The following is a 21,159-nucleotide window of genomic DNA, read 5'->3' on the forward strand; positions in this document are numbered from 1 at the left end:
CATGCCTAGCGCAGCGAATGTTCACTTCGAGCCCATTTTGACCAACGCTGCGTAATGTTCGAATGGCAGGAATTCGAATGAAGCAGACATGGTGCAATTGCTGACCATTCGGTCTCAATGCCGTTGAGATAAACTCAAGCGGTCGCAATGCGAAATCACACTCCTAACTTGGTGGCTTCCAATTGGCTTGTCTCATGGCGTCACCGAGGTCTTGCCCGTATTTCGGATTTGCAAAAAGTTTCTCAAACAGCGCACCCACGCGACTGTCTGGCCACTCGCGTGACAGTTGTTCTGATAGTGACTGAGCTTGAGCCTTATTCCCCAACATCTGATGTGACGCCATTAGGTAAGCAACGGAGACAGGTCCGACAGGGCCGCCTTTTTCCGTTACTCGTTCAAAGGCTGACACAGCACCTTCATAGTCCTTCAGATGGAATTTTGCAGACCCCATTGCGTTCTGAAACACATAAGCCCGTTCTAGCTCAATTTTTGAGAGTGCGTCCTCGCTAATCGCTATGACTTGTTCGAATGAACCAGAATAAAGCAGGACCAGCGACACGAACTCCAACACATGTACGTCGTGTGGTGCCAAACGTTGCGCTCTTTGTGCAGATTCTATTGCCTCAGGCCAGTTTCCCTTGGCAAAGTTGACCCAGGCCATTGCGGACTGGCTCCAACCCGTTTCCGGAGCCAACTCGATGGCCTGGTTGGCCTGAGCATCGGCGTAGTTCAACATGTCCTGAGCCAAGTCGGCATCGGATGTCAGTACAGCAATTGTCGCAGCGACCTGTGCAGTGCCTGCATAGCCGCCGAAATAGCTGTCGTCGTTTTCAATTGCCGCCTTGAATATGGTCAGGGCCGCTTCAAGACGCGCAGGTTCTAAAGCCGGAAAGATCAGGTCCCGACCAGTATTGGCTAGATTTACAGCCTGTAGACGCATTGGGGATGCGTCAAAAATTGCGCTGCGCTCGTCACGGCTCAGGCCATCTACGGAAAAATCAGTCGGAAGATCCTGCTTTTTCGAGCTCATCCAAAAAGCAATCGCAACACAGCCTAAAATGATAATCCCGATAATCCCAACCCCTGGCCGAGCCCATGCGCGCGCACTGGTTTCCAGCTCTGAGAATTCGGGCTGTGCCGTTTCGGAACCGCTTTTCAAAATCCGAGGTGCGTAGCCGCCCTTTGGCAGTTCAAACACCGTTTTCTCGTCCTGCCCGTCGGAAGCGTAATATTCAGTAAGCTTTCGGCGCAGGCGACCAGCGTCGACCCGAACCACGTTTTCACGGCGCGACATCTCTGACAGGGTCCCACCATAAACGTCCATTGCGATGGTCTTGGCACGAATGTCATCGGCCCGACCATTGAGCGACTCTTCAACCACATACACCAGAAAGTCCTGCAAGCGCTGCGAACCCGCGAAAGTCGAAGACCTGATAAGCCGCTGAAGTGCCGCCCGAACATCTTTTGCAGCAGGTGACCCGCTCTCATTCAGTGGAGAAGATGTGTATTTGGTTAAATCCATATTTTCAGAAAGTTACGCATCTGATTACACCGTATTATGCCCCGATATACCTATTGTTAAAAGTGAATTCGTCCAACACTCCCCTAGACCAGCTGATCCATTGAACGAGCTCCGAAATGAAAGGCATCGCCCTTGATATCCTATTTCCCGACCACCAATCAGCAATTGCGGAATTACGGCTCTCGGACACGGTATTCGATGAGATCTGCCGCGACTATGAGCTTCTTTGTGACGAGTACCTTGCGTTGAACGCTGAGACCGGAAGCCAATCATTCAATTTTGTCTGCGATATCCGCGAAACGCTGAAAGGTCTTCAGGATGAAATTGCTGAATCGCTGCGGCGTGCAGGGAAGAAATAATTCAAATAGGGGAAGGGAAACCGATGAGATCAATATTGAAACATGCCACAGCCATGGTGCTGATTGCTGGCGCGGGTTTTGCCCAAGATGCGCCCATTATCCATGACGGCGAGTTTGAGTTCCTACGCGCGCAGTTTGGCGAGCAATGGGATGCGCAGGACACCGAGATTGAGACGAAACTTGCCGAGATCCGCGACGCCAATGGCGGCCAGCCACCCAACATTCTCTACATTCTGATTGACGATGTGAGTTTCGGTCAAATGGGCAACCGGACGATGAACTACGTTACAGGCTTCGATACACCCAACATCAATGACTTTGCCGCGGAAGGCATGTCTTTGATGAGGATGTATACCGAGCCATCTTGCACACCGACACGAACGGCTATGTTGACTGGTCGTCACCCGGTGCGTGCAGGCGTCGAAGAGGTCAAAGTTGCGCTAGTTGGCGAAGGTCTTGCTGCTGAAGAAGTCACGATTGCCGAGATACTGAAGGAAGAAGGATACAACACTGCGCACGTTGGGAAATGGCATCAGGGCGATATTGAACAGGCCTACCCACATAATCAGGGATTCGACTGGGCGGCCTTTCCCTTGCATCAACAGGTTCAGCTTAGCCTGATGACGCGGGATGCAATGGTCGCCAACAATATGCTTGGTTACCATCCAACGGGGCAGTCCAACCAGTTTCAGTTAGACGAGCGGTTCAAACCTTACGGTCTGGTAACTGGCGTCGAAAGTGAAACGGGAGCCCTAGCCCGCGAAGTCGATATGGCGCCGGGCGAAGAATGGACCCAGGCGAAATACGAGGAAATGAATCTGCGCTATCAGCGTCAAGCTTTGGAGCAGCTAGAGCGGCTGGCTTCGCAGGACGCGCCTTTCTTTATGCAATACTGGCCGCTCTATCCGCTGAACTTTGCTTATCCTGATCAGGCTGTATCTCGCAACGGCGGCTTCCATGCGGACAAATTGCAGGTTCTGGACGGTTGGATCGGCGAGGTTTTGGCCAAGCTGGATGAAACCGGCAAGGCAGATAATACCGTCGTCATGATCATGGCTGACAATGGCTTGATGTATCATTATGAGGGGACTTCCGGCCTGAACCAACTGATCTATCGCGGCGGAAAGACACAGCACCTTGAAGGCGGTGTGAGAACTGATGCGTTCATCCGATGGCCCGGTGCAATCGAAGCGGGCAGTGCGGCAGGTGACATCGTTCATGTCTCGGATTTGTTTTCTACATTTGCCCGGATCGCAGGCGCGACAGACCACATTCCACGAGACCGGGTGATTGATGGCATCGATCAGACGGCATTGTTGCTCGAGGGAGAAGGCAATTCGCGCCGCGATTACGTCTATGTTTACGAAGGGCCAGTATTGCGTTCGGTGGTGAAGCAAGAGTTCAAGATGCATCTGCCAGCCCCCGGTCAGCCAGGCGCGGCGGCCCCTGTCTTCAATGTCTATCGCGATCCCCGTGAAGAACATCCGCTTGTCGGGTATTCACTGTGGTCCGGGGCGTCTTTCCAAGACATGGTAAAGCGCCATCAGAAAACCATCGTGAAGCACCCTCACAAACCGCTCGGCAAGGGTGTCCCTTATGAAGGAATTGAAAATCTCAGACCCGAAAGCGAATTGGCCCGAGAAGTCTTTTCAAGCTGGCAATGACGAACTTGAGACGGCGGTGCCTAAGCGCCGCCGTCTGACTGGTCGTATGAACTTTTCCAAGGTGTACGATGACCCGCATCTCCTTTCATCTGGCAGTCTTAACTTCAACGTTGCTCGTGATGGCTTCTGCCACCAATGCCGAGGAAAACGCGTCAAATCCACTGGCGGCGGTTAACAACACAGACATTCGCTATCAGTACTTCGATCTGGAAGGTGGCGCAGACCGTCAAGACGTTTTCATCGATGGTGCATACATGCTGCGCCCCGATCTTAAACTAAAGTACGAGCTTCATTACAATTCGACTAATGCGACCGGAGAGAGGTTCGATGGGTTCGAAAAGACCAGCCTTAAGCTGATCTACTTCCCCTCCCAAAAACCCTTGAATGACACATGGAGCGTCAAATCTGCGCTTGGTTTGGAGTGGATACTTGATTTCGGCGACCCCGATGAAGGCATTGGCACCGGGTCCGATCAAATCGCTCCGTTCGGAGGATTCGCATTTGCAAACACTAACACCGGCTTAACACTGATCCCACTGGTCCAGCATTTCGCAACTTACAATGGACCGACCGATGTCAACCAAACCGCGACGCGCCTAATTGCACTTCAGCCATTTGGTGAGGGGTATTGGATCAAAGCTGATGTGAAAGCGCCTTATGACTGGGAGAATGACGCCTGGCCCGCGACCGCAGAATTCCAGATCGGAAAGAACCTCAGCCCCGGAGTAGCCCTCTATGCAGATGTGCTGATCGGGATCGGTGCTGATCGCCCTTATGACCAGGGCGCCGGGATTGGTCTTAGATTCAATTATTAAGTCGCAATTTCCTTAAGGCATCAGTTACTCCCTGTACCGCATCACAAAACGCCATTGTACTTGAGACAAGCCTAATAGCTCTGCCAGAGGTCGTATCTGCTCAATCTCTACCAGCATCTGGTCTAAACGAAACCGGTTGGCGTTATGGGGCGTCTTTCTATTTTTTATCCCTCTATCCTGAGCGACTCGCAAATATCCAAGGGATGTGAAGTGTCAATCTTTCGAGTTCTGTGAAACATCGGAAAGCGTTGTCAGCTTTGAGTAGCTTGGCATCCGTGACAAAAGCCTCAAAGGCGTAGCTCGCGCTAAGGCCCAGCAACTTTATAAAGAGGAATGGGCGGCCCAATTAGCTATTCCTACAAACAAAGAGGTGCCATTTTGGGAGGCGGCAAAGGGCTACGTCGACGATGGTGGTGAAGCACGTTTCCTGCCAAAACTCATCGGGTATTTCGGCAAGTACACAACAATTGATCAAATTGGAGAGTTGGAAATCGTGAACTGTGCCATGGAGTTGTACCCCAACGCAGTTCCCGAAACTCGCAGACGCCAAGTGCGTGTACCGATCACCGCGGTAGTTCGCTGGGCCAGGGGAGAGCGGAAAAGGCCGTCCACAGATAACAAGCGAGTTCGCTGGCTCCATCCAGAAGAAGCTGAGGCGCTGTTGAAAGCCGCCGCCCAACTTACCCTGCCGCGCCACGACAAGCCCGAACTGTATACACTCAAGAAGATTGCTTTCCTTTTGGGGTCTGGGTGCCGAACAGGAGAGTGCTTTGCAGCGGACATTAATGATTGGAATCCAGCAACCTCTCAACAGTTTATTCCTGCTGAGGAGGACGGCGCAGGTAAAACTGTATCGAGTGAGCGCTTGGTACGGCTACCTAGCCGTGCTGTATGTTTAATGGGGGAGTTGCCCGAGTCGGGACGCATGTTCCGCACGCCATATGGAAAACCGATCAAGTTGAGAAAGAATGGCGGCGGCCAAATGCAAGCGTCGTTTAACAAGGCCCGAGATGCGGCCGGCCTTGGAAAAGATGTGACACCACACGTTCTCCGGCATACTTGGGCAACTTGGTACTACGCTCAGACAAGAGACTTCGGTGGGCTCATGGACCTCGGGGGCTGGGCAAAGAGCGAAATGGCCAATCGTTATAGAAAGATTGCACCTGACGACTTAGCGGATCGCCTGCTTGAACATGGGTGGGACTTTCGGCAAAAATCTGGCAACATCGAACTAGATTCCCGCTTACGTATTGTAAAATAAGGGAATATTCTTACCAAGTTTTCCCTTAGCAGGGGAGCGCCTTCGACCACTCGGCCACGTCTCCGCTGGCGGGTATATCCTTGCCTGCGCACCAGATACAAGGCGATTTTCCTGCGCTTCGCCAATTTTCTAAAAACCGACACTCATTTGATATTCCAAGCTGGGTCACATGCGAAAGAACGGCAGAGCAGCCCCTGCTCGATATGCACCCAAGCCAATGAAAAACATGCAGAAAGTCAGGATACTTGCCAAAAGCACGATGTTTAAGGCATATTTGGTCAGACATATTTTAAGCCATATCAATAAAAAGACTGATTTTTCAGAGGTTCAAACCGGGCAGTGAGCACATCGCTCACGACATATTCTATTTGGGGGAATAGACGCTTGGCCTGGTTCAGAGTTATTTTTGTTATTCTTTGTGTGTCTCTTATGCCTGTTCAGGCGATTGCCAACATCGGGACGGTTATCGGAGTTAAACAAGGCGCCAAGATCACACGCGCCGGAAATTCGCAGCCATTGGAATCGGGAATGGAAGTCGTCTCGGGCGACGCGATATCCACTGATGGCAATGGACTGGTCCAGTTGGTTTTTGTCGATGAGACAAAGATCGCGATTGGCCCGAATGCCAGTATGGTTCTGGACGTGACGATGTTGCGCGGCAACCGCAAAGCCAAGTCATTTGCGGTACAGGCACTCGGCGGCAGCTTTCGGTTTATCTCGGGCAAAAGCAAGAAACGAGCCTATTCGATCCGAACGCCGACCGCGACGATGGCAGTTCGCGGCACGACGTTTGACATGTGGGTCGTCCCCGGCAGCCAAAGCGCCATGCTGGTGCTGGAAGGAAATGTTCAAATGTGCAGCCTCAGCGGAAGCTGTCGCGCAACCGGACGGCAGTGCAGCCTGTTCGCCACGAGCGAAAGCGGAAGTGTCGGTCGCCCTGTGGATCAAGCACAGTATGAGTTGGCCTTGAGCAATGGATTTCCCTTCATTCAGTCTCAGGAAAACTTGCTCAGCCCGTTGCAGATCGACATTGGTGGTTGCGCGGGAGAGCTTGCGCCGGTCCCGGTCCTGAAGTCTGATGCTCAGTTTCAAACGCCTGGAAGACCGCGCAGGGCAGCATTCCGCGAAACGCCTCGCAATGCCCCCCCTGCCCCAGAGCCCCGGTCGCCAGAGCCACCTGCGCCGGAGCCACCTGCATCAGAACCACCAGCACCAGAGCCACCCACGCCGGAACCGCCTGCGCCAGAACCACCTGCACCGGAACCTCCGGCACCTGAGCCAGAAACCAAGACAAACCGGTCCGGCCATGGGGATGGCAGCAATCCCGGAGGGCAAACCAGAAATTCACGCGGCTTTGGCAATCCCGGAAAGGGCAAAGGTCCGGGGCACGGAAAGGGCAAAGGTAAAGGCAATCAAGCAGCGCGTTAACAAGGGCATAGCCCGCTGACTTCGGAGGTTAACGTGACCGTGAAGCCCAAAGAAAGAACACCTCGCCGGCGTGGTTTTCGGCTGGTGGGTCTGGGTCTGATCCTGATCGGATGTTTCATCAGGGTCATGGATCCTTATCCCGTGCGGATGACGCGGCTGGTTTACTTTGACATTCTTCAGCGCGCCATTCCCAGAGAGTACAACCCTGATCTGCCTGTTCGGGTTCTGGACATTGACGAAAAGTCTCTGGCGAATTGGGGCCAGTGGCCTTGGCCCAGAACCTTATTGGCCCAGATGGTAGAAAACCTGGGCGAATATGGTGCCGCAGCCATTGCGTTCGATATGCTCTTTGCCGAACCAGACAGGTATTCTCCGGTTCGGTTGCTGAATGATCCAGCGCTCGCTGGCGTAGTGACGGTCGAAGATCACGCGCAAAAGATGGACTATGACGTGCTGTTCGGAATGGAGGTCGCCAATTGGCCCGTGGTCATGGGAACGGCTGCAAGGCTGTCTGACGAAGGCAATCAGGTCAGCCCAACGGCAGGGATTATTGAAATTGGGGAAAATCCGACCGCTGGCTTGATCTCGGTTCCTTATTGGACCCCGATCGCCGCCCCTCTTGATCGCAGCACCGCCGGGATCGGCGGCGTCAACGTCTCACCTCTGGGGGGAACTGGAATTGTACGACGGGTTCCAGTTCTGTGGGGCGGCCCGAGCGGCCCCATGCCCGGCCTGGGGATCGAAGCCCTAAGGGTTGCCATCGGCGCGCCTTTTATCCTTGCCGAAGGTGCATCCGACGAAGAAGGCATCATGCTTGCTGTCGAACTGGGGGATTTTCGCCTGCCCACGACCGAAAACGGCGAGGTTTGGATCAGGTACAGACATGACCAGCCAGAGCTGTACCTCTCTGCCGACGATGTGATGCAGACCCCGGATGACCCGGATCTGAGGGCTGAAATCGAGGGCCGTATTATTCTGATCGGAACCTCCGCGGCCGGCCTGTTCGACATGCACCTCACGTCATTGGGGGAATCCGTCCCCGGCGTGTCGATCCACGCCCAGATGCTGGAACAGATCATTACGGGCGAGATGCTCAGCCGGTCTGACGTGACCGCCGCGCTCGAGCTTTTGTCCTTTGTCCTGCTTGGCCTGATTGTGATCGCGGTCATGTCCAGCTTTGGCGCGGTCGCCTCATTCGTCGCCGGCGGTGCGGCGGCGGGTGTTGTTCTGGGCACCAGTTGGCTGGCCTTTCAGAACCAGCTTGTCCTGTTCGATGTGACATTTCCCTTGATGGGCGGAATGGCGAATTTTGGGATGCTTGCCGGCTATTTGTTCGTTTCAACCGAGCGGGAGAAAAGGGAAATACGGCAGGTCTTTTCCCACTACGTCGCCCCCGAGATTCTGGACGAGATGGAAGTATCCGGTCACAGTCTGCAACTGGGCGGTGAAACGCAGGAAATTACCGTCATGTTTTCGGACATCCGGGGATTCACGCCTTTGTCGGAATCCGTGTCAGCCACCGATCTTGTCGCGTTGTTGAACGAGCTGTTCTCGCAAGTGGGCGATCAGATTCTGAAGGAACGAGGGACAATCGACAAATTCATCGGTGACGCGGTGATGGCGTTCTGGAATGCGCCCCTGCCCGTTGAAGATCATCCTTGCAGGGCAGCGTATGCCGCCTTGTTGATGCGCAAAGCACTGACAGAATTCAATGCATCGGACGTTATGCGAGGCAGACCTCCGATTGCCTTGGCAACGGGCTGCGCCACGGGGCAGGCCTGTGTGGGTAATATCGGGTCGCGCAGCCGGTTCAACTACACCGTCATTGGGGATGTTGTTAACGTCGCGGCGCGGATCGAACAAAGTTGTCGCCATGTCGAATACGATATCTTGGTCTCAAGCTCGGTGCACCGCCTTGCCCGGCAGGATCTGGCGATGCTTGAGGCCGGGTTTGTCGATCTCAAGGGTAAATCCGATCTCGAAGCCGTGTACGCATTGGTTGGCGACAAAACAGTGCTCGACAGTCCGAAATTTAGAAAACTGTCAACGGCACACGGTGATCTGGTGGCTGCCATGCGGGACCGCCAATCCCACGTGCAGATCGAAAAGATGTGCCAGCGTTGTGCCATGATGGCTAAGGAAATCGAACCCGGCCTTCAACGCTTTTATCTCTCACTGCCCGGGCGGGCTGCGGATTTTCGGTCGGACGTCCAATCAAGCCAAGTGGTGTTCAGCCATCATGGTCGGGAAAGGCAGCCATCCGCATAGCGTTCATTCGGTCGCCCGTTCGGTACACTTGCATGTTCCCAGAATTAGTTCTGCTCAAACTGAACCAAGGTGTTTTCAATAAGAAACTGCGCTGCGGGCTCCAGTTGTTCTGTCGACAAGATCGAACGAAGCTCCGGGTTCAATATGTCCGTTTCCCAAGACTTCGCTGCAAGGGCAATCCACACGGCAAGCGATGAATTCTGCTGCAACTCGCGTTTGAAAATGTCCAATATCTGCGTCTGAAACTCTGACCGGGCTGTACCGGCATCGGTCAATGCTCGGACCAAATCGCGTTTCATGTCCTGGGGCAGGCTCTGCTGTTTCAGGGATGCCTCAATCGCCGTAATCGCGGCCGCACCATCAACCTCAATTCCCGCAAGCGCCCAGTCATAAAGGTTCGTGTCGCCAGAGGCCAACGCCTGCTGATAGCGTGTTCTGACGGCGGCTTTGGCCGCCGGGTCTGACTGAAGACCCAATAGCCGGATCACAGCAGGCGCGTAGGCCAGCCGGTTCACGGACCGCAATTCCTGCAGCAACGCGGCGGAAGATCCCTGATCGCGCAATTGCCGGACCATTGCATAGGGCGCACGGTGAAACTCGATCAAAGCCGCGTTTCGCAGCAACGCATCCTCATGCCCAAGATACGAGCCAAAAAAGGCGACGCGCGATGGGTCGTCGGTTTTTCCAAAAGCCCAGGACGCGCCTTGATGGCGTATCGCCTCCACGAAATTCGCACGCTCTGGCGTCATCAAGAAGCCTTTGCTCCATCCCATAGACAGGCTACGTCCAGCCTTGTCCGGATATCCTGCACCGTAAATCATCAACACGCGTCTGCCGGGATCGGTGCGAAACGCGGATCGGGTCACGCTGTCGACCAGAAAGGGAATTTCCGGCAATGCGGAAAGCTGTTCTGCCGTGCCCTTCAGAATTGACACGGGTGAATAACTGAACGGGTTGTCCAAAGCCGGTGCAGCCAGAACGATAACGCGGGCGGACAATATACGATCTGCCAACGAGTATTCCGGCAGCGTTATGCAAACCGGGCATGCGGCCGACGGGCGCGGCCCGGCCAGGCTGCCTGCCAAAAATACCAAAGCCACCACTGTGACCAGCACTGAGCGCACCAAAAACCCTTTCGTTCTAAAGGCATTTGGGGGCAAGCGTACCTGAACGTCGCAAATTTTGCGAATGAACTCAGGTCATCAGAGGGCATTTCCCGACCCTAGACCGTCACATCAGGTCATTTTCAACATCTTCAGCCGAGATACCCAACGAATCCAAACCATTCTCAAGATGGTCTGACAGGTGCGGCGTTCCGATCAGGTAATCCGCGCAGGGTGTTGATGCCTCGGCCTTGGCGGTTGCGATGGCCTCGGCCAGATCTTCGGCGAAAAAGCTTTCTCGCCCGATCCACATGACGGCAACCAGTTCGGCCTGTTCATCCTCGCTCATCCGGTCGATGAAAGCGCGCAATTCGCCCTCGGCCCGGTCCAGTTCGCGCCCCATCATGGCGACCTGAGCGACTTTTCTTGCCGAGATTTCCAACATGGCCCAACTCCTTCGTGTTCGCGGTTTCCAACCTACCACAAACACACTGCCGGGGCCTGAGTCTTTGATCTTACGCAAACAACCCGGGCTTATGGCTCGCGGGCCCGCGAGATTGCATGATCCGGGACAGGGGTAGAGCGAAACGGACGAAACCTGGCCTTTTTCAACTTCAGTTTCAGCGCTTGCCACAGGATCAGGGCAAAAGCGCGCCGCGCGCCGAACGGTCTACGTATCAACGACCAAAGGATCGTCCGGTCCGTCAGCGCAGAACGCGGGCCGGTAAGCGTTGCAATCAACCCACCATTCTTTCGCCCGTAATCTATCCACACGCCGACCCTGTCCGCGCGGTAGTCAAATCGGAAGGTATAAGCACCTTCGATCTTCTGGAACGGTGACACATGCATCAGCTTGTCTGCCACGATCCGGTCCGAGGGCTGAATTGGCGCAAAATTTTGGTTGTGACACAGATAGCTGTGGCGCGTGCCATAGGTATTGGTCACTTCGGCCACAACAGCATAAAGCACGTCTTCCGCGTCGAAACAGAACCAGAAACTAACGGGGTTGAACACGTGACCGAAAACGCGCGGCTGGGTCAATAACATGATCCTGTTCGGCTGCGTGACACCGAGGTCATGGAATTGCTCACGCAGCCACGCGGCGCCGCGCCCTTTGCCGGGTTCTCCGCCGTGATCGCGATCCCGCCAGTTCGTCACATTTACCCCGTTGACGGTGAACAACGCAGGTGTGGGCCCGGTGTTTTCCGGGTCCAGCAGGATGTAGTCGACAGAATAGCGAAAAGCGTTTTCAATCGACCCTTTGCGGCCGTGAAACGTATGCCCTGCAATGTGATCGACCCGGTTCATGCGGCCTTTTCCATTCTGACTGTAAACCGTTCAAACGGCGGTCTTTTCCTCAAACCTTATACAGATATTCTACGAAACGAACGCCCATATGGATTATTATTTGCTGCAGAAACTGATCCATCTTGGGCAGGCCCGCGTAATGTGGTTATGTTTACCGAGATCGATACCGCGAGCTTGGATGAACCGGTGGCCGACGGGCCCCTAGCAAAAACCTGGCACGCGAAAGAACGTGTCAGGGGCAGGCCGGTGAACGAAGCAAACGGCAGTTGCAATACCAAGACCGAGTGGGTTGAACACGTCACCCGCATTCGGGATGCGCAGGATCAGGCGGCATTTGCCGAGCTGTTCCAATATTTTGCGCCACGTATCAAGGCGTTCCTGATTAAATCGGGGTCTGATGCGGCGATGGCCGAGGAATGCGCGCAAGAGGTGATGGCGACCTTGTGGCACAAGGCGCATCTGTTCGACTCCTCGCGCGCGACAGTGGCCACTTGGGTCTTCACGATCGCACGGAACAAACGCATTGACGTCCTGCGCAAGCAGCGGCGACCGGAACCCGAAGATCTGGGTTGGGGTCCCGAGGCTGAACCGGAACAACATGACGTCATTGCGTTGCAACAGGAAACCGCGCAATTGCGCGACGCATTGTCAGCGTTGCCACAGGCGCAGAGAGAACTGATCGAAAAGGCGTATTTCGGTGACCTGAGTCACCGCGAGATTGCGTCTCAGACCGGGTTGCCCCTGGGAACGATCAAATCACGTATACGGCTGGCGCTGGACCGCTTGCGCCACGCGATGAACTGAGATGATGACGATGAGCAACAAGATCAAACATCACCTGACAGATGACCTGCTGATGGCGTATGCTGCGGGCGGTTTTCCAGAAGCATTCGACCTGATGGTCGCAACGCACCTGTCCCTGTGTGACCATTGCCGCGCGCGCGCCGAGAGCTTTGAGGCCGTCGGAGGGTGCGTCCTGCAAGATCAGGACGATAGCGTTGCGCTGAGCGACGGTTCACTTGCCGCAACCATGGCGCTGATCGCCAATGGCGCGCCGATTGCCAAGCCTGATCGACCCGGCTGTTCCGTGCTTCCCGCGCCACTACAGGATTATGTGGGCGGTGACGTGAATGACATCCAGTGGCGCGCGATTGGGATGGGCGTCAAACAAGCGATCCTGCCCACAACGCGCGAAGCCACAGCCCGCTTGCTGTTTATTCCTGCAGGGGCTGCCGTACCGGACCACAGCCACAACGGCATGGAACTGACAATGGTCCTGCAAGGGGCATTCTCGGACGAAGTCGATCACTTTGCGCGCGGCGATGTCGAGATTGCGGATGAAGACCTGCACCACACGCCAACGGCGGATATCTATGAGGATTGCATTTGCCTGGCGGTCACCGATGCACCGCTGAAATTCAACAAACTGATGCCGCGCCTGTTCCAGCCCTTTCTACGCATCTGATCTGTGTCGCGGTTTTGTGTTATACTGAGACTTCGACCCTGCAATCGGAGGATGTATTCATGAAAGCACTTGCCCTGACACTTGCCTGTATCGGTTTCGCCACATCTGCCAGCGCTCAGAGCGTTGCCGACGTAAAGTTCGAGACAGGCAACTATGGCACGATGGTCAACGGAACCGTTACGGGCAACGAATATTTTGACTACCGACTGGGTGCGAAGGCCGGGCAGGAACTGTTCGCAGAGCTTCAGGTCAGCGACACCAACGGGTATGGCGTAATTTATTTTAACATCCTGCCTCCGGGCAGTGACGGTGCCGCGATCTATAACGGGTCCATCAACGGAAATACCGCACGGGTTGAACTGCCTGAGGACGGAGATTACACGATCCGCGTCTACCTCATGGGCAATGACCGAGACTCCGATAAGACGGTTGGGTACAATCTGGACCTTTCGATCCAGTAGCGTTTAAGCCTCACTTTTACCAAGCGGCACCACGTTGGCGTGATCCTCTGGCGCGAGTTCCTCGAAATCAAAATTGTCCAGACGTTGTGCGCGACGCCCGGCTTTTTCGGCACTGATCTTGATGTCCGAGATATCCTTGGCCGCCTGTCCAAAGTGACGGTCCAGATTGGCCACGCGATCGCCCAGTCGTTCGACATCTTTGTGCAGCATTCCTAGTTCCTTGCGGATCGCACCAGCCTGTTCGCGCATTCGGGCGTCTTTCAGGATCGCGCGCATGGTGTTCAGCGTCGCCATGCAGGTGGTAGGGGACACGATCCAGACGCGCGCGGCAAACCCATCGCGGACCACATCGGGAAGACGTGCGTGCAACTCGGCATAGATCGCCTCGGACGGAACGAACATCAGCGCGCCATCGGCGGTTTCACCATCCAGAATGTACTTTTCTGAAATCGCCTTGATGTGGACCTTCACAGCGGCACCAAATGCCTTCAGGCACATTTCGACGTCGGATTTGGTTTGAGCCGCCGCCAGTGCCTCGAAATCCTCCAACGGAAATTTTGCGTCAATGACAATGGGTCCGGGCGGGTTGGGCAGATGGATAAGGCAATCCGCCCGCTTGCCATTCGACAACGTGGCCTGCAACGAATAGCTGTCAGCAGGCAGCGCCTTCGAGACGATGTCGTTTAGCTGAATCTCACCGAACATCCCGCGTCGTTGTTTGTTCGACAGAATGTCCTGCAACGACAGCACATCGCCCGACAGCTTGGTGATATTGTCCTGCGCCTTATCGATCGCCGCCAACCGTTCCTGCAATTGCGTCAGAGAGGTCGCGGTCTGTTTCGACGATCCATGCAGTGATTCCTTCATCCTCTCCTGCATCTCGGCCAGCGCGCGGGCGGATTTCATCGCGTTATCCGCCAGCCGGTCATTCATCTGCTGCTGCACCGAAGAAAGCCGCGCCTCAACCGTCTGGATCACCTGCACCTGCGCATTGGCCTGCGTGTCCGAGACATGTTGGAGTCCACCGCGCAACTGCTCCTGCCCTTGACCCAACTGCTGCACATTCTGCCCCAGATGCGCCATCTGCCGCGCCAACGGTTCTGCCATCCGCGCCGAGCGATTGGCGGCACGCAAAGACAAGAACAACAACAGCAGGATCAGCGCCACCACCCCGCCCCCGATCAGGATCACGGGGTCGTTCAACGCAACTTCTGTGCCAGCAATCTCGATCATGTCGCCTCGGATGTTCTTGTTTTATTCTTCATATCGCACGCGCGCGGTGGGTTCAACTGCGTCCGAACAAACGTTCGATATCAGCCAGTTTCAGCTCCACATAGGTTGGCCGCCCGTGGTTGCACTGTCCGGAATGGGGCGTCGCCTCCATCTCGCGCAGCAGGGCATTCATCTCTTTGGCCCGCATCCGGCGACCCGACCGGACCGAGCCATGGCAAGCGACGCGGCTGAGGATCGCCTCTATCCGCGCCTGTACGGTTTGGCTTTCGCCCTGATCGGCCAGTTCGTCAAGGATATCCAAAATCATCGCCCGGGCGTCGACCTCACCCAATATGGCCGGCGTTTCGCGCACCGCGATGGCACCGCCGCCAAAGGGTTCCAGCGTCAGGCCAAGGCGTGACAGGTCATCGGCCACGGCCATTAGACGGGCGCAGTCGCCATCGGACAGTTCCACAATCTCAGGGATCAGCAGCGCCTGCGCAGCCACCCCATTTTCCGCCATCTGATGTTTGAGCTTTTCATAAACCAACCGCTCGTGCGCTGCGTGCTGGTCGACGATCACCATGCCGTCTGCATTCTGGGCGATGATATAGTTCTCATGCACCTGACCGCGCGCCGCACCCAAGGGCAAATTCTGCGCTGGGGGCTCTTCTGTGGCCACGGGCGCAGGTTCCACAATACTGCCGCTGTAGTCCTGTGACAGCTCCGCAAAACCCGGCGCTTGGGCCTGATACGCCACCTGTGGCGCGGCGGACGAGGGGCGGTCCATCTGATACACCCGCGCCGGGGTGGGTTGCGGGGGCAGCGCGGGTTCCGGCCGCATCGCACCCAGAGTCGCATTCGCCACGGTCGAGGATGCGCGATGTCCCGCCTCGGCCAGCGCGTGCCGCAGGGCCGAAACGATCAGCCCGCGCGCCACGCCGGGATCGCGGAACCGGACCTCGGATTTCGCGGGATGCACGTTCACATCAACCAGCGCCGGGTCACAGTCGATGAACAAAGCCGCTGCCGGGTGGCGGTCGCGGCTAAGGAAATCGAAATACGCCGCCCGCAGCGCGCCGGTCAGCATCTTGTCGCGCACCGGGCGGCCATTGACGAACAGGTACTGCGCCACCGCCGCGCCCCGCGAATAGGTCGGCAGAGCGGCATACCCATAAAGGCGAATCCCTTCACGCGTGGCGTCGATCTGCAAGGCGTTCTCAGCAAATTCGCGCCCTATGACCCGGGCCAGACGAGCGTGCAGGGCATCAAACAGATCACCGTTCTCGCGGTCAGCGCGAAAGGTCACGCGCCCCTCACCCCCGCCCGAGACATCGCGCAGGGTGAAAGTAATCGCCGGTTCGGCCATGGCCAGACGTTTGACGACGTCCGTGATGGCCTGCGCCTCGGCCCTATCGGTGCGCATGAATTTCAGACGTGCGGGCGTGGCAAAGAACAGGTCGCGCAGTTCAACCACCGTCCCCGCACGCAGAGCGGCGGGCTTCACGGCGTCTGTCTTGCCGCCCGCAACGTGGATAGAAGCGGCCTCGGTCCCCGAAACGCGGCTGGTGATTGTCAGCCGTCCTACCGCGCCCAGTGACGGCAGCGCCTCGCCCCGGAACCCGAAAGTATGAATGTTCAGCAGGTCCGATCCGTCGATTTTGGACGTCGCATGACGAGACAGAGCCAGCGGCAGATCTTTGCCAGAAATCCCACACCCGTCATCGGTGACTCGGATTAAAGTCTTTCCTCCATCAGCAATATCAATGGCAATGCGCGTCGATCCCGCGTCGATTGCATTTTCAGCCAGTTCTTTCACGGCAGAGGCTGGCCGCTCGACCACCTCACCCGCCGCGATGCGATTGATCGCAGCATCGTCGAGCTGTCGAATTACGGGTCGAGTTTCGCTGATATTGGGGTTTGCCTGCGCCATACCCCTAGACCTAGCACAGTCACAGACGATTCTGCCACAGGTTTGAGGACCGGATTTTAGGGGGGCGAGGGGGCGTTCGAACAATCGCGCCGTGTCACAGAGAGGCGGCGAACATCGCCGCGATTGTCCGAACGAACCATTGTGAGTGGTGGACGTCCTTTAGCAATGATTGGTTCGTAGCACGATGAAACGCATGTGACTCTTAAACTCTGGTCGGGGTCATTTGGTGGGCGGAGATCAGCCGAAAGACCGCATCCTCACATAGCAAGATCACGCCTAGTCAAGTCGTACCGGGCGCGCCGGTCCGCGTTCGACAAGGGCCCCAAATTGCGGCGCAAGCAAGGATCAAACCCGAAACCGTTGCGATCATTCCCGCCGCGCTGACAGCATCTACAGCGCCCAACCACAACGGCCCGTACCCCGCCAGCACATAACCCGCGACAGCCGAAACAATCGCGAAAACGATACTCCAAGCGATCTGAGTTTCCAATCGGTTGGTCATCATGCGCGCCGCCGCCGGGGGGCATATAAACATCGCGATCACGATGATCGAACCCACGGCATCAAACGCCGCAACGGCCGCAATCGCCGCAACGATCACCAGAGCCATGCCAAGCGCTCCGGTCCTGATTCCGATCGTTCGGGCAAACCCTTCGTCGAAGGTAGAGATCTTGAGCGGTCTCCAGAACAGCCAAGTGAACAAGCAGACACCGGCCAATGTCAGCGCGATACGGGGCAATTCGGGCGGCAGCCCCGCCAGCGCCTGAACATCCCACACAGACGCCCATCCCACCGCGTCCAACCAGATCAAACTTTCAAGGTTCCCGTACAATGCATGTTCGACATCCAGATGAACGGTCGACGTGTCAGTTTGCTCCAGCAACAGCACCCCGGCTGCAAACATTGTGGTAAAAACGACCCCCATTGCGGCGCCGGATTCAATCTGACCCATCCTGCGGATGGCCTCGATCATGATTACCGCCACCACCGCGGCACCTGCGGCACCCAGCATCATGGGCCAGGTCGAAATCGCTCCGGTCAGCAGAAAGGCCACAACGATACCGGGTAGAACAACGTGGCTGATTGCATCGCCGATCAGAGCCTGCTTACGCAGCACCAGAAAATTGCCTGGCAAAGCGCAGGCGATGGCCGCAAAAGTTCCGATCAGCAATGGCGTGAGGGACAGGGGGACGAATTCTTCTCCGCTCATGGGGTCACTCCCTGCGGGTCGCCGATCTGACGGTCAATTTCGGTGATCTGATCTGGGGTCAGGACAGTTTCAATGTCACGCAAACCGTCATACAGGGCAGCCGTGGCCTCGTGCGCCTGATCCGCCCGGACGATCTCCCACCGTTTTTCGTCGCGCAGCGCCTTTGCAGCGCGTGCCCTGCCCGCCTCGGTCGCAACCCCATCGGCCCGGACCAGCCCCGCGCTGCGTAACAGTCGGAGCGTTAACGGCTCGTAGATATTTTGTCCCTGCGCCAGCGCCAAAAGCCCTTGTCGAATATGGACCCTGCGTTGGAATCTGAGATGCCGCAAAACAGCCGCCAGTACGCCCCGAACCGGCGCAAGCAAAAGGGATATTGCAAACAAGGCAAAGCTAACCAGAACAATGATCGGACCGGTTGGCAGATTGGGGGCCGAGGCCGACAGTGCCGCCCCCAGATATCCCGAAAGCCCTCCGGTCAGACCGGCCAGCAGCACTACACGTTCCGACCGCTCGGTCCAGAAACGCGCGGCAACAGGCGGAATGATCAGCAACGCAACGATCAGGATCAACCCAACGATTTTCAACCCCACAACCGTCACGGCCATGACCAGCCCCATCATTGCAAGGTCAATGCGATGCACAACATGCCCGCGGGCCGCCGCATATTCGGCGTCAAACGCCACCAGAGTCATGGGGCGGCGAATGATCATAACCAAAGCCAGCGTTGCCGCGCCACCAACCGCGATAATCATGGCGTCAGCCCACAACATGCCCGCCGTAGAGCCCAGCAAGAACCCTTCCAGCCCGGCCTGGCGGCCCATACCCATCGTCTGAATCACCGTCAGCAGGACGATACCAAACCCAAAGAAAACGGACAGAACTGCACCGATCGCCGCGTCCTCGGCCAGCCTTGTGTGCCGGGTCAACCAGTTCATGCACAGAAGGCCCACCCAAGCGGAAAGGGCTGACCCAACCAGCAGACCGATCAGATTGCGACCATCGCCCCCAAGCGCGACCAGAACCATGAACGCCAGACACACGCCCGGCAGAGTCGCATGGCTGATCGCGTCACTGACAAGCGCACGTTTTCTCAGGAATAGAAACGTTCCGGTGACCCCAGCCGAAATACCCAGCAAAGTCGCGCCGATGGCGACCAGCGTGGCGTTATAGCCAAGCTGCAGGGTCAGGGCATCCCAAAGCATGTCTACCCCAGCGCGCGCGAAATCTGGTCGATCTGAGCGGTCGCAAGGCGGCCTCCATACGCAGATTGGAGCGTTTCGGCGGTGAATGCCTCGGACACCGGTCCTTCGGCGACTTTGCGCGTGTTGATCAGGAAGACGTGGTCAAAATAATCCGTGATGGTCGCCAGATCATGATGCACGGCGACAACAGTCTTACCGGCTGTTTTCAACTCCTTCAACACCGCTATGATCGCCTTTTCCGTGGCCGCATCAACGCCTGCGAACGGCTCGTCCAGCAGGTAAAGCTCTGCGTCCTGAGCCAAGGCGCGTGCTAGAAAGACGCGCTGTTGCTGGCCGCCCGACAACTGACCGATCTGACGGTCGGCAAAGTCGCGCATTCCCACCCGGTGCAGACAGTCCATCGCCCGCGATATGTGACGAAACCGCACCCGACCAAGCAGCCCCAACTGACTGGACAGCCCCATCAGCACCACGTCGATCACACGGGCTGGAAAATCCCAATCGACACTCGCCCGCTGTGGGACATAGGCGATCCGTTCGCGCTGTTTGTCCAGCGGCTTGCCAAACACTGTCACCTGACCGGACAAAGGCGATACAATACCCAAAGCCGCCTTTAGCAGGGTGGACTTGCCCGCGCCGTTGGGCCCGATGATCGCAGTCATCGCGCCCGGCTGAACCGTCATATCCACAGAAAAAACCGCAGGTTTCTGGCCGTATGAGACTGTCAGACCCCGGATCGCCAACGGGCTGTCATCAAGACAGTCCTCCGATATCGAAACACCCTGATCAGCGGCCAGTTCCAGCATCACTCAAAACCCCGCAGACAGCTTTCCGTTCATGCCACGGTCAGGCACATCCGCACCCAGCGCCCCGGCAATCACGGTGATATTGTGATCCAGCATCCCAACATAGGTGCCTTCATAAGTTCCCGGCTCGCCCATGGCATCCGAGTATAGTTCGCCGCCCACACCAACCTCATGACCCCGTGCAGCAGCACCTTCGATCAGGGCGCGCATCGACCGATCAGAGACCGAGCTTTCGACGAATACCGCCCCAAGCTGTTGATCCACCAGCGTATCGACCAGTTCACCAATCCGGTTCAGACCGGCCTCGGACTGGGTCGAGATCCCCTGAATGCCCATCACCTCGTAGCCATATTCAGCCCCGAAATAGCCAAACGCATCATGCGCTGTGACCAACACGCGGTTGTTTTCGGGGACAGAGGCAAGGGCCTCAGCAGCATATGCTTCCAACTGTTCAATCTCAGCCAGATGCACCTGTGCGTTACTTGCAAAGAGGTCAGCGGCCTCGGGGCGCGCCTCGGTCAGGGCTGCTTGCACCTCGACCACCACGTCGCGCCAAAGGGCCGGGCTCATCCAGACATGCGGGTCGAACTTGTCGGCGTAGTCGTCATGCGCCCGCAGTTTAGAGGTATCTACCCCTTCAGCCACCGCCACGACGGGGCGTTTGCGGCCCAGATCATGAAAAAAGTCCTGCATCTGCGCCTCAAGATACAGCCCGTGCCACAGAATGAGGTCAGCGCGGGTCATGGCAACGATATCGCTGCGGGTCTGACGATAGGCGTGCGGGTCCACGCCCGGACCCATCAGGCCTTTGACGTCGACCTCATCACCGCCAATCTGACGAACGGCGTCTGCAATCATACCCGTGGTTGCCACCACCTTCAGCGGTGCCTCGGCCCATGCCGTAACGGGCAGTGCAGCGGCAAATGCCAGCGCTGCAATAAAGGTACGACGAATCATAGTGTGACCCCGGCTTTCTATCCCCTTGAGTCTGAATATGCGAACCATTCGCAACTAAGTCAACGCTATTGCGAATTATTCGCAAGAAAGGTGATCAATTTTGTCCATTTGGTCAAAAAAATAACACCCAGGCGGCCGCCACGCCTTCCATTTAGGCGCAACCCGTGCGATTTTGGCGCAAACTT

The 21,159-nt window shown here is 56.6% G+C and carries 19 protein-coding genes; 9 read left to right on the top strand and 10 right to left on the bottom strand.

Features of this window, described 5'->3' with window-relative positions:
- Positions 1-163: 163 nt before the first annotated feature.
- Positions 164-1,402, bottom strand: a complete 1,239-nt coding sequence (locus GOX75_RS10615) for an adenylate cyclase (RefSeq protein ID WP_171122848.1) — start codon at positions 1,400-1,402, stop codon at positions 164-166.
- 236 nt (positions 1,403-1,638) lie between these two features.
- On the opposite strand from GOX75_RS10615, the gene GOX75_RS10620 reads away from it, so the two are divergent.
- The 6 genes from GOX75_RS10620 (at position 1,639) to GOX75_RS10645 (ending at position 9,317) form a co-directional block, all read left to right on the top strand.
- A complete protein-coding gene (locus tag GOX75_RS10620) occupies positions 1,639-1,881 on the top strand; it encodes a hypothetical protein (protein ID WP_171122850.1) in 243 nt (80 codons plus the stop codon).
- A 23-nt stretch (positions 1,882-1,904) separates the two neighbouring features.
- Positions 1,905-3,545, top strand: coding sequence for a sulfatase-like hydrolase/transferase (locus GOX75_RS10625; RefSeq protein ID WP_171122852.1), 1,641 nt, complete (start codon positions 1,905-1,907; stop codon positions 3,543-3,545).
- A 119-nt stretch (positions 3,546-3,664) separates the two neighbouring features.
- On the top strand, positions 3,665-4,360 hold the full coding sequence (locus GOX75_RS10630) for a hypothetical protein (protein ID WP_171122854.1): 696 nt from the start codon (positions 3,665-3,667) through the stop codon (positions 4,358-4,360).
- A gap of 370 nt (positions 4,361-4,730) precedes the next feature.
- On the top strand, positions 4,731-5,621 hold the full coding sequence (locus GOX75_RS10635; protein WP_171122856.1) for a tyrosine-type recombinase/integrase: 891 nt from the start codon (positions 4,731-4,733) through the stop codon (positions 5,619-5,621).
- Positions 5,622-6,005: 384 nt separating this feature from the next.
- Complete coding sequence (locus GOX75_RS10640) at positions 6,006-7,049, top strand: FecR domain-containing protein (RefSeq protein ID WP_254428734.1); 1,044 nt, start codon at positions 6,006-6,008, stop codon at positions 7,047-7,049.
- Positions 7,050-7,082: 33 nt separating this feature from the next.
- Positions 7,083-9,317: a CHASE2 domain-containing protein gene (locus GOX75_RS10645; protein WP_371808149.1), complete on the top strand. Its 2,235-nt coding sequence runs from the start codon at positions 7,083-7,085 to the stop codon at positions 9,315-9,317.
- A gap of 44 nt (positions 9,318-9,361) precedes the next feature.
- Here the strand turns inward: GOX75_RS10645 and GOX75_RS10650 are convergent, their stop codons facing one another.
- The 3 genes from GOX75_RS10650 to GOX75_RS10660 all read right to left on the bottom strand — a co-directional run bounded on the left by GOX75_RS10650 (position 9,362) and on the right by GOX75_RS10660 (position 11,728).
- The gene (locus GOX75_RS10650; protein WP_171122858.1) at positions 9,362-10,330 is read right to left on the bottom strand and encodes a hypothetical protein; all 969 of its coding nucleotides are present in this window, start codon (positions 10,328-10,330) and stop codon (positions 9,362-9,364) included.
- 217 nt (positions 10,331-10,547) lie between these two features.
- Positions 10,548-10,865 (bottom strand): DUF3775 domain-containing protein, encoded by a 318-nt coding sequence (locus GOX75_RS10655; protein ID WP_171122860.1) that lies wholly within the window; start codon positions 10,863-10,865, stop codon positions 10,548-10,550.
- Between the two features lie 89 nt (positions 10,866-10,954).
- Positions 10,955-11,728, bottom strand: a complete 774-nt coding sequence (locus GOX75_RS10660) for a DUF1365 domain-containing protein (protein ID WP_171122862.1) — start codon at positions 11,726-11,728, stop codon at positions 10,955-10,957.
- A gap of 147 nt (positions 11,729-11,875) precedes the next feature.
- On the opposite strand from GOX75_RS10660, the gene GOX75_RS10665 reads away from it, so the two are divergent.
- Genes GOX75_RS10665 through GOX75_RS10675 form a run of 3 tightly spaced genes read left to right on the top strand, consistent with a single transcriptional unit; the run spans position 11,876 to position 13,654 of the window.
- Positions 11,876-12,532, top strand: a complete 657-nt coding sequence (locus GOX75_RS10665; protein ID WP_171122864.1) for a sigma-70 family RNA polymerase sigma factor — start codon at positions 11,876-11,878, stop codon at positions 12,530-12,532.
- Positions 12,533-12,542: 10 nt separating this feature from the next.
- Positions 12,543-13,193, top strand: a complete 651-nt coding sequence (locus GOX75_RS10670; protein WP_171122867.1) for a ChrR family anti-sigma-E factor — start codon at positions 12,543-12,545, stop codon at positions 13,191-13,193.
- Between the two features lie 59 nt (positions 13,194-13,252).
- Positions 13,253-13,654 (top strand): hypothetical protein, encoded by a 402-nt coding sequence (locus tag GOX75_RS10675; protein ID WP_171122870.1) that lies wholly within the window; start codon positions 13,253-13,255, stop codon positions 13,652-13,654.
- A 3-nt stretch (positions 13,655-13,657) separates the two neighbouring features.
- On the opposite strand, the gene GOX75_RS10680 is transcribed toward GOX75_RS10675, so the two are convergent.
- From GOX75_RS10680 to GOX75_RS10705, 6 genes are all read right to left on the bottom strand, one after another.
- On the bottom strand, positions 13,658-14,887 hold the full coding sequence (locus tag GOX75_RS10680) for a DNA recombination protein RmuC (RefSeq protein WP_171122871.1): 1,230 nt from the start codon (positions 14,885-14,887) through the stop codon (positions 13,658-13,660).
- Between the two features lie 52 nt (positions 14,888-14,939).
- Complete coding sequence (gene mutL, locus GOX75_RS10685) at positions 14,940-16,799, bottom strand: DNA mismatch repair endonuclease MutL (RefSeq protein WP_171122872.1); 1,860 nt, start codon at positions 16,797-16,799, stop codon at positions 14,940-14,942.
- Positions 16,800-17,079: 280 nt separating this feature from the next.
- A complete protein-coding gene (locus tag GOX75_RS10690; RefSeq protein WP_171122875.1) occupies positions 17,080-18,009 on the bottom strand; it encodes a metal ABC transporter permease in 930 nt (309 codons plus the stop codon).
- Complete coding sequence (locus GOX75_RS10695) at positions 18,006-19,211, bottom strand: metal ABC transporter permease (RefSeq protein WP_171122877.1); 1,206 nt, start codon at positions 19,209-19,211, stop codon at positions 18,006-18,008. Before GOX75_RS10695 ends, GOX75_RS10690 begins: the two co-directional genes overlap by 4 nt.
- Positions 19,212-19,213: 2 nt before the next feature.
- On the bottom strand, positions 19,214-20,017 hold the full coding sequence (locus tag GOX75_RS10700; RefSeq protein WP_171123226.1) for a metal ABC transporter ATP-binding protein: 804 nt from the start codon (positions 20,015-20,017) through the stop codon (positions 19,214-19,216).
- A gap of 3 nt (positions 20,018-20,020) precedes the next feature.
- The gene (locus GOX75_RS10705) at positions 20,021-20,974 is read right to left on the bottom strand and encodes a metal ABC transporter solute-binding protein, Zn/Mn family (protein ID WP_171122879.1); all 954 of its coding nucleotides are present in this window, start codon (positions 20,972-20,974) and stop codon (positions 20,021-20,023) included.
- Between the last annotated feature and the right edge of the window lie 185 nt (positions 20,975-21,159).

It is taken from the genome of Ruegeria sp. HKCCD7251 (assembly GCF_013031165.1).
Lineage (GTDB): Bacteria > Pseudomonadota > Alphaproteobacteria > Rhodobacterales > Rhodobacteraceae > Ruegeria.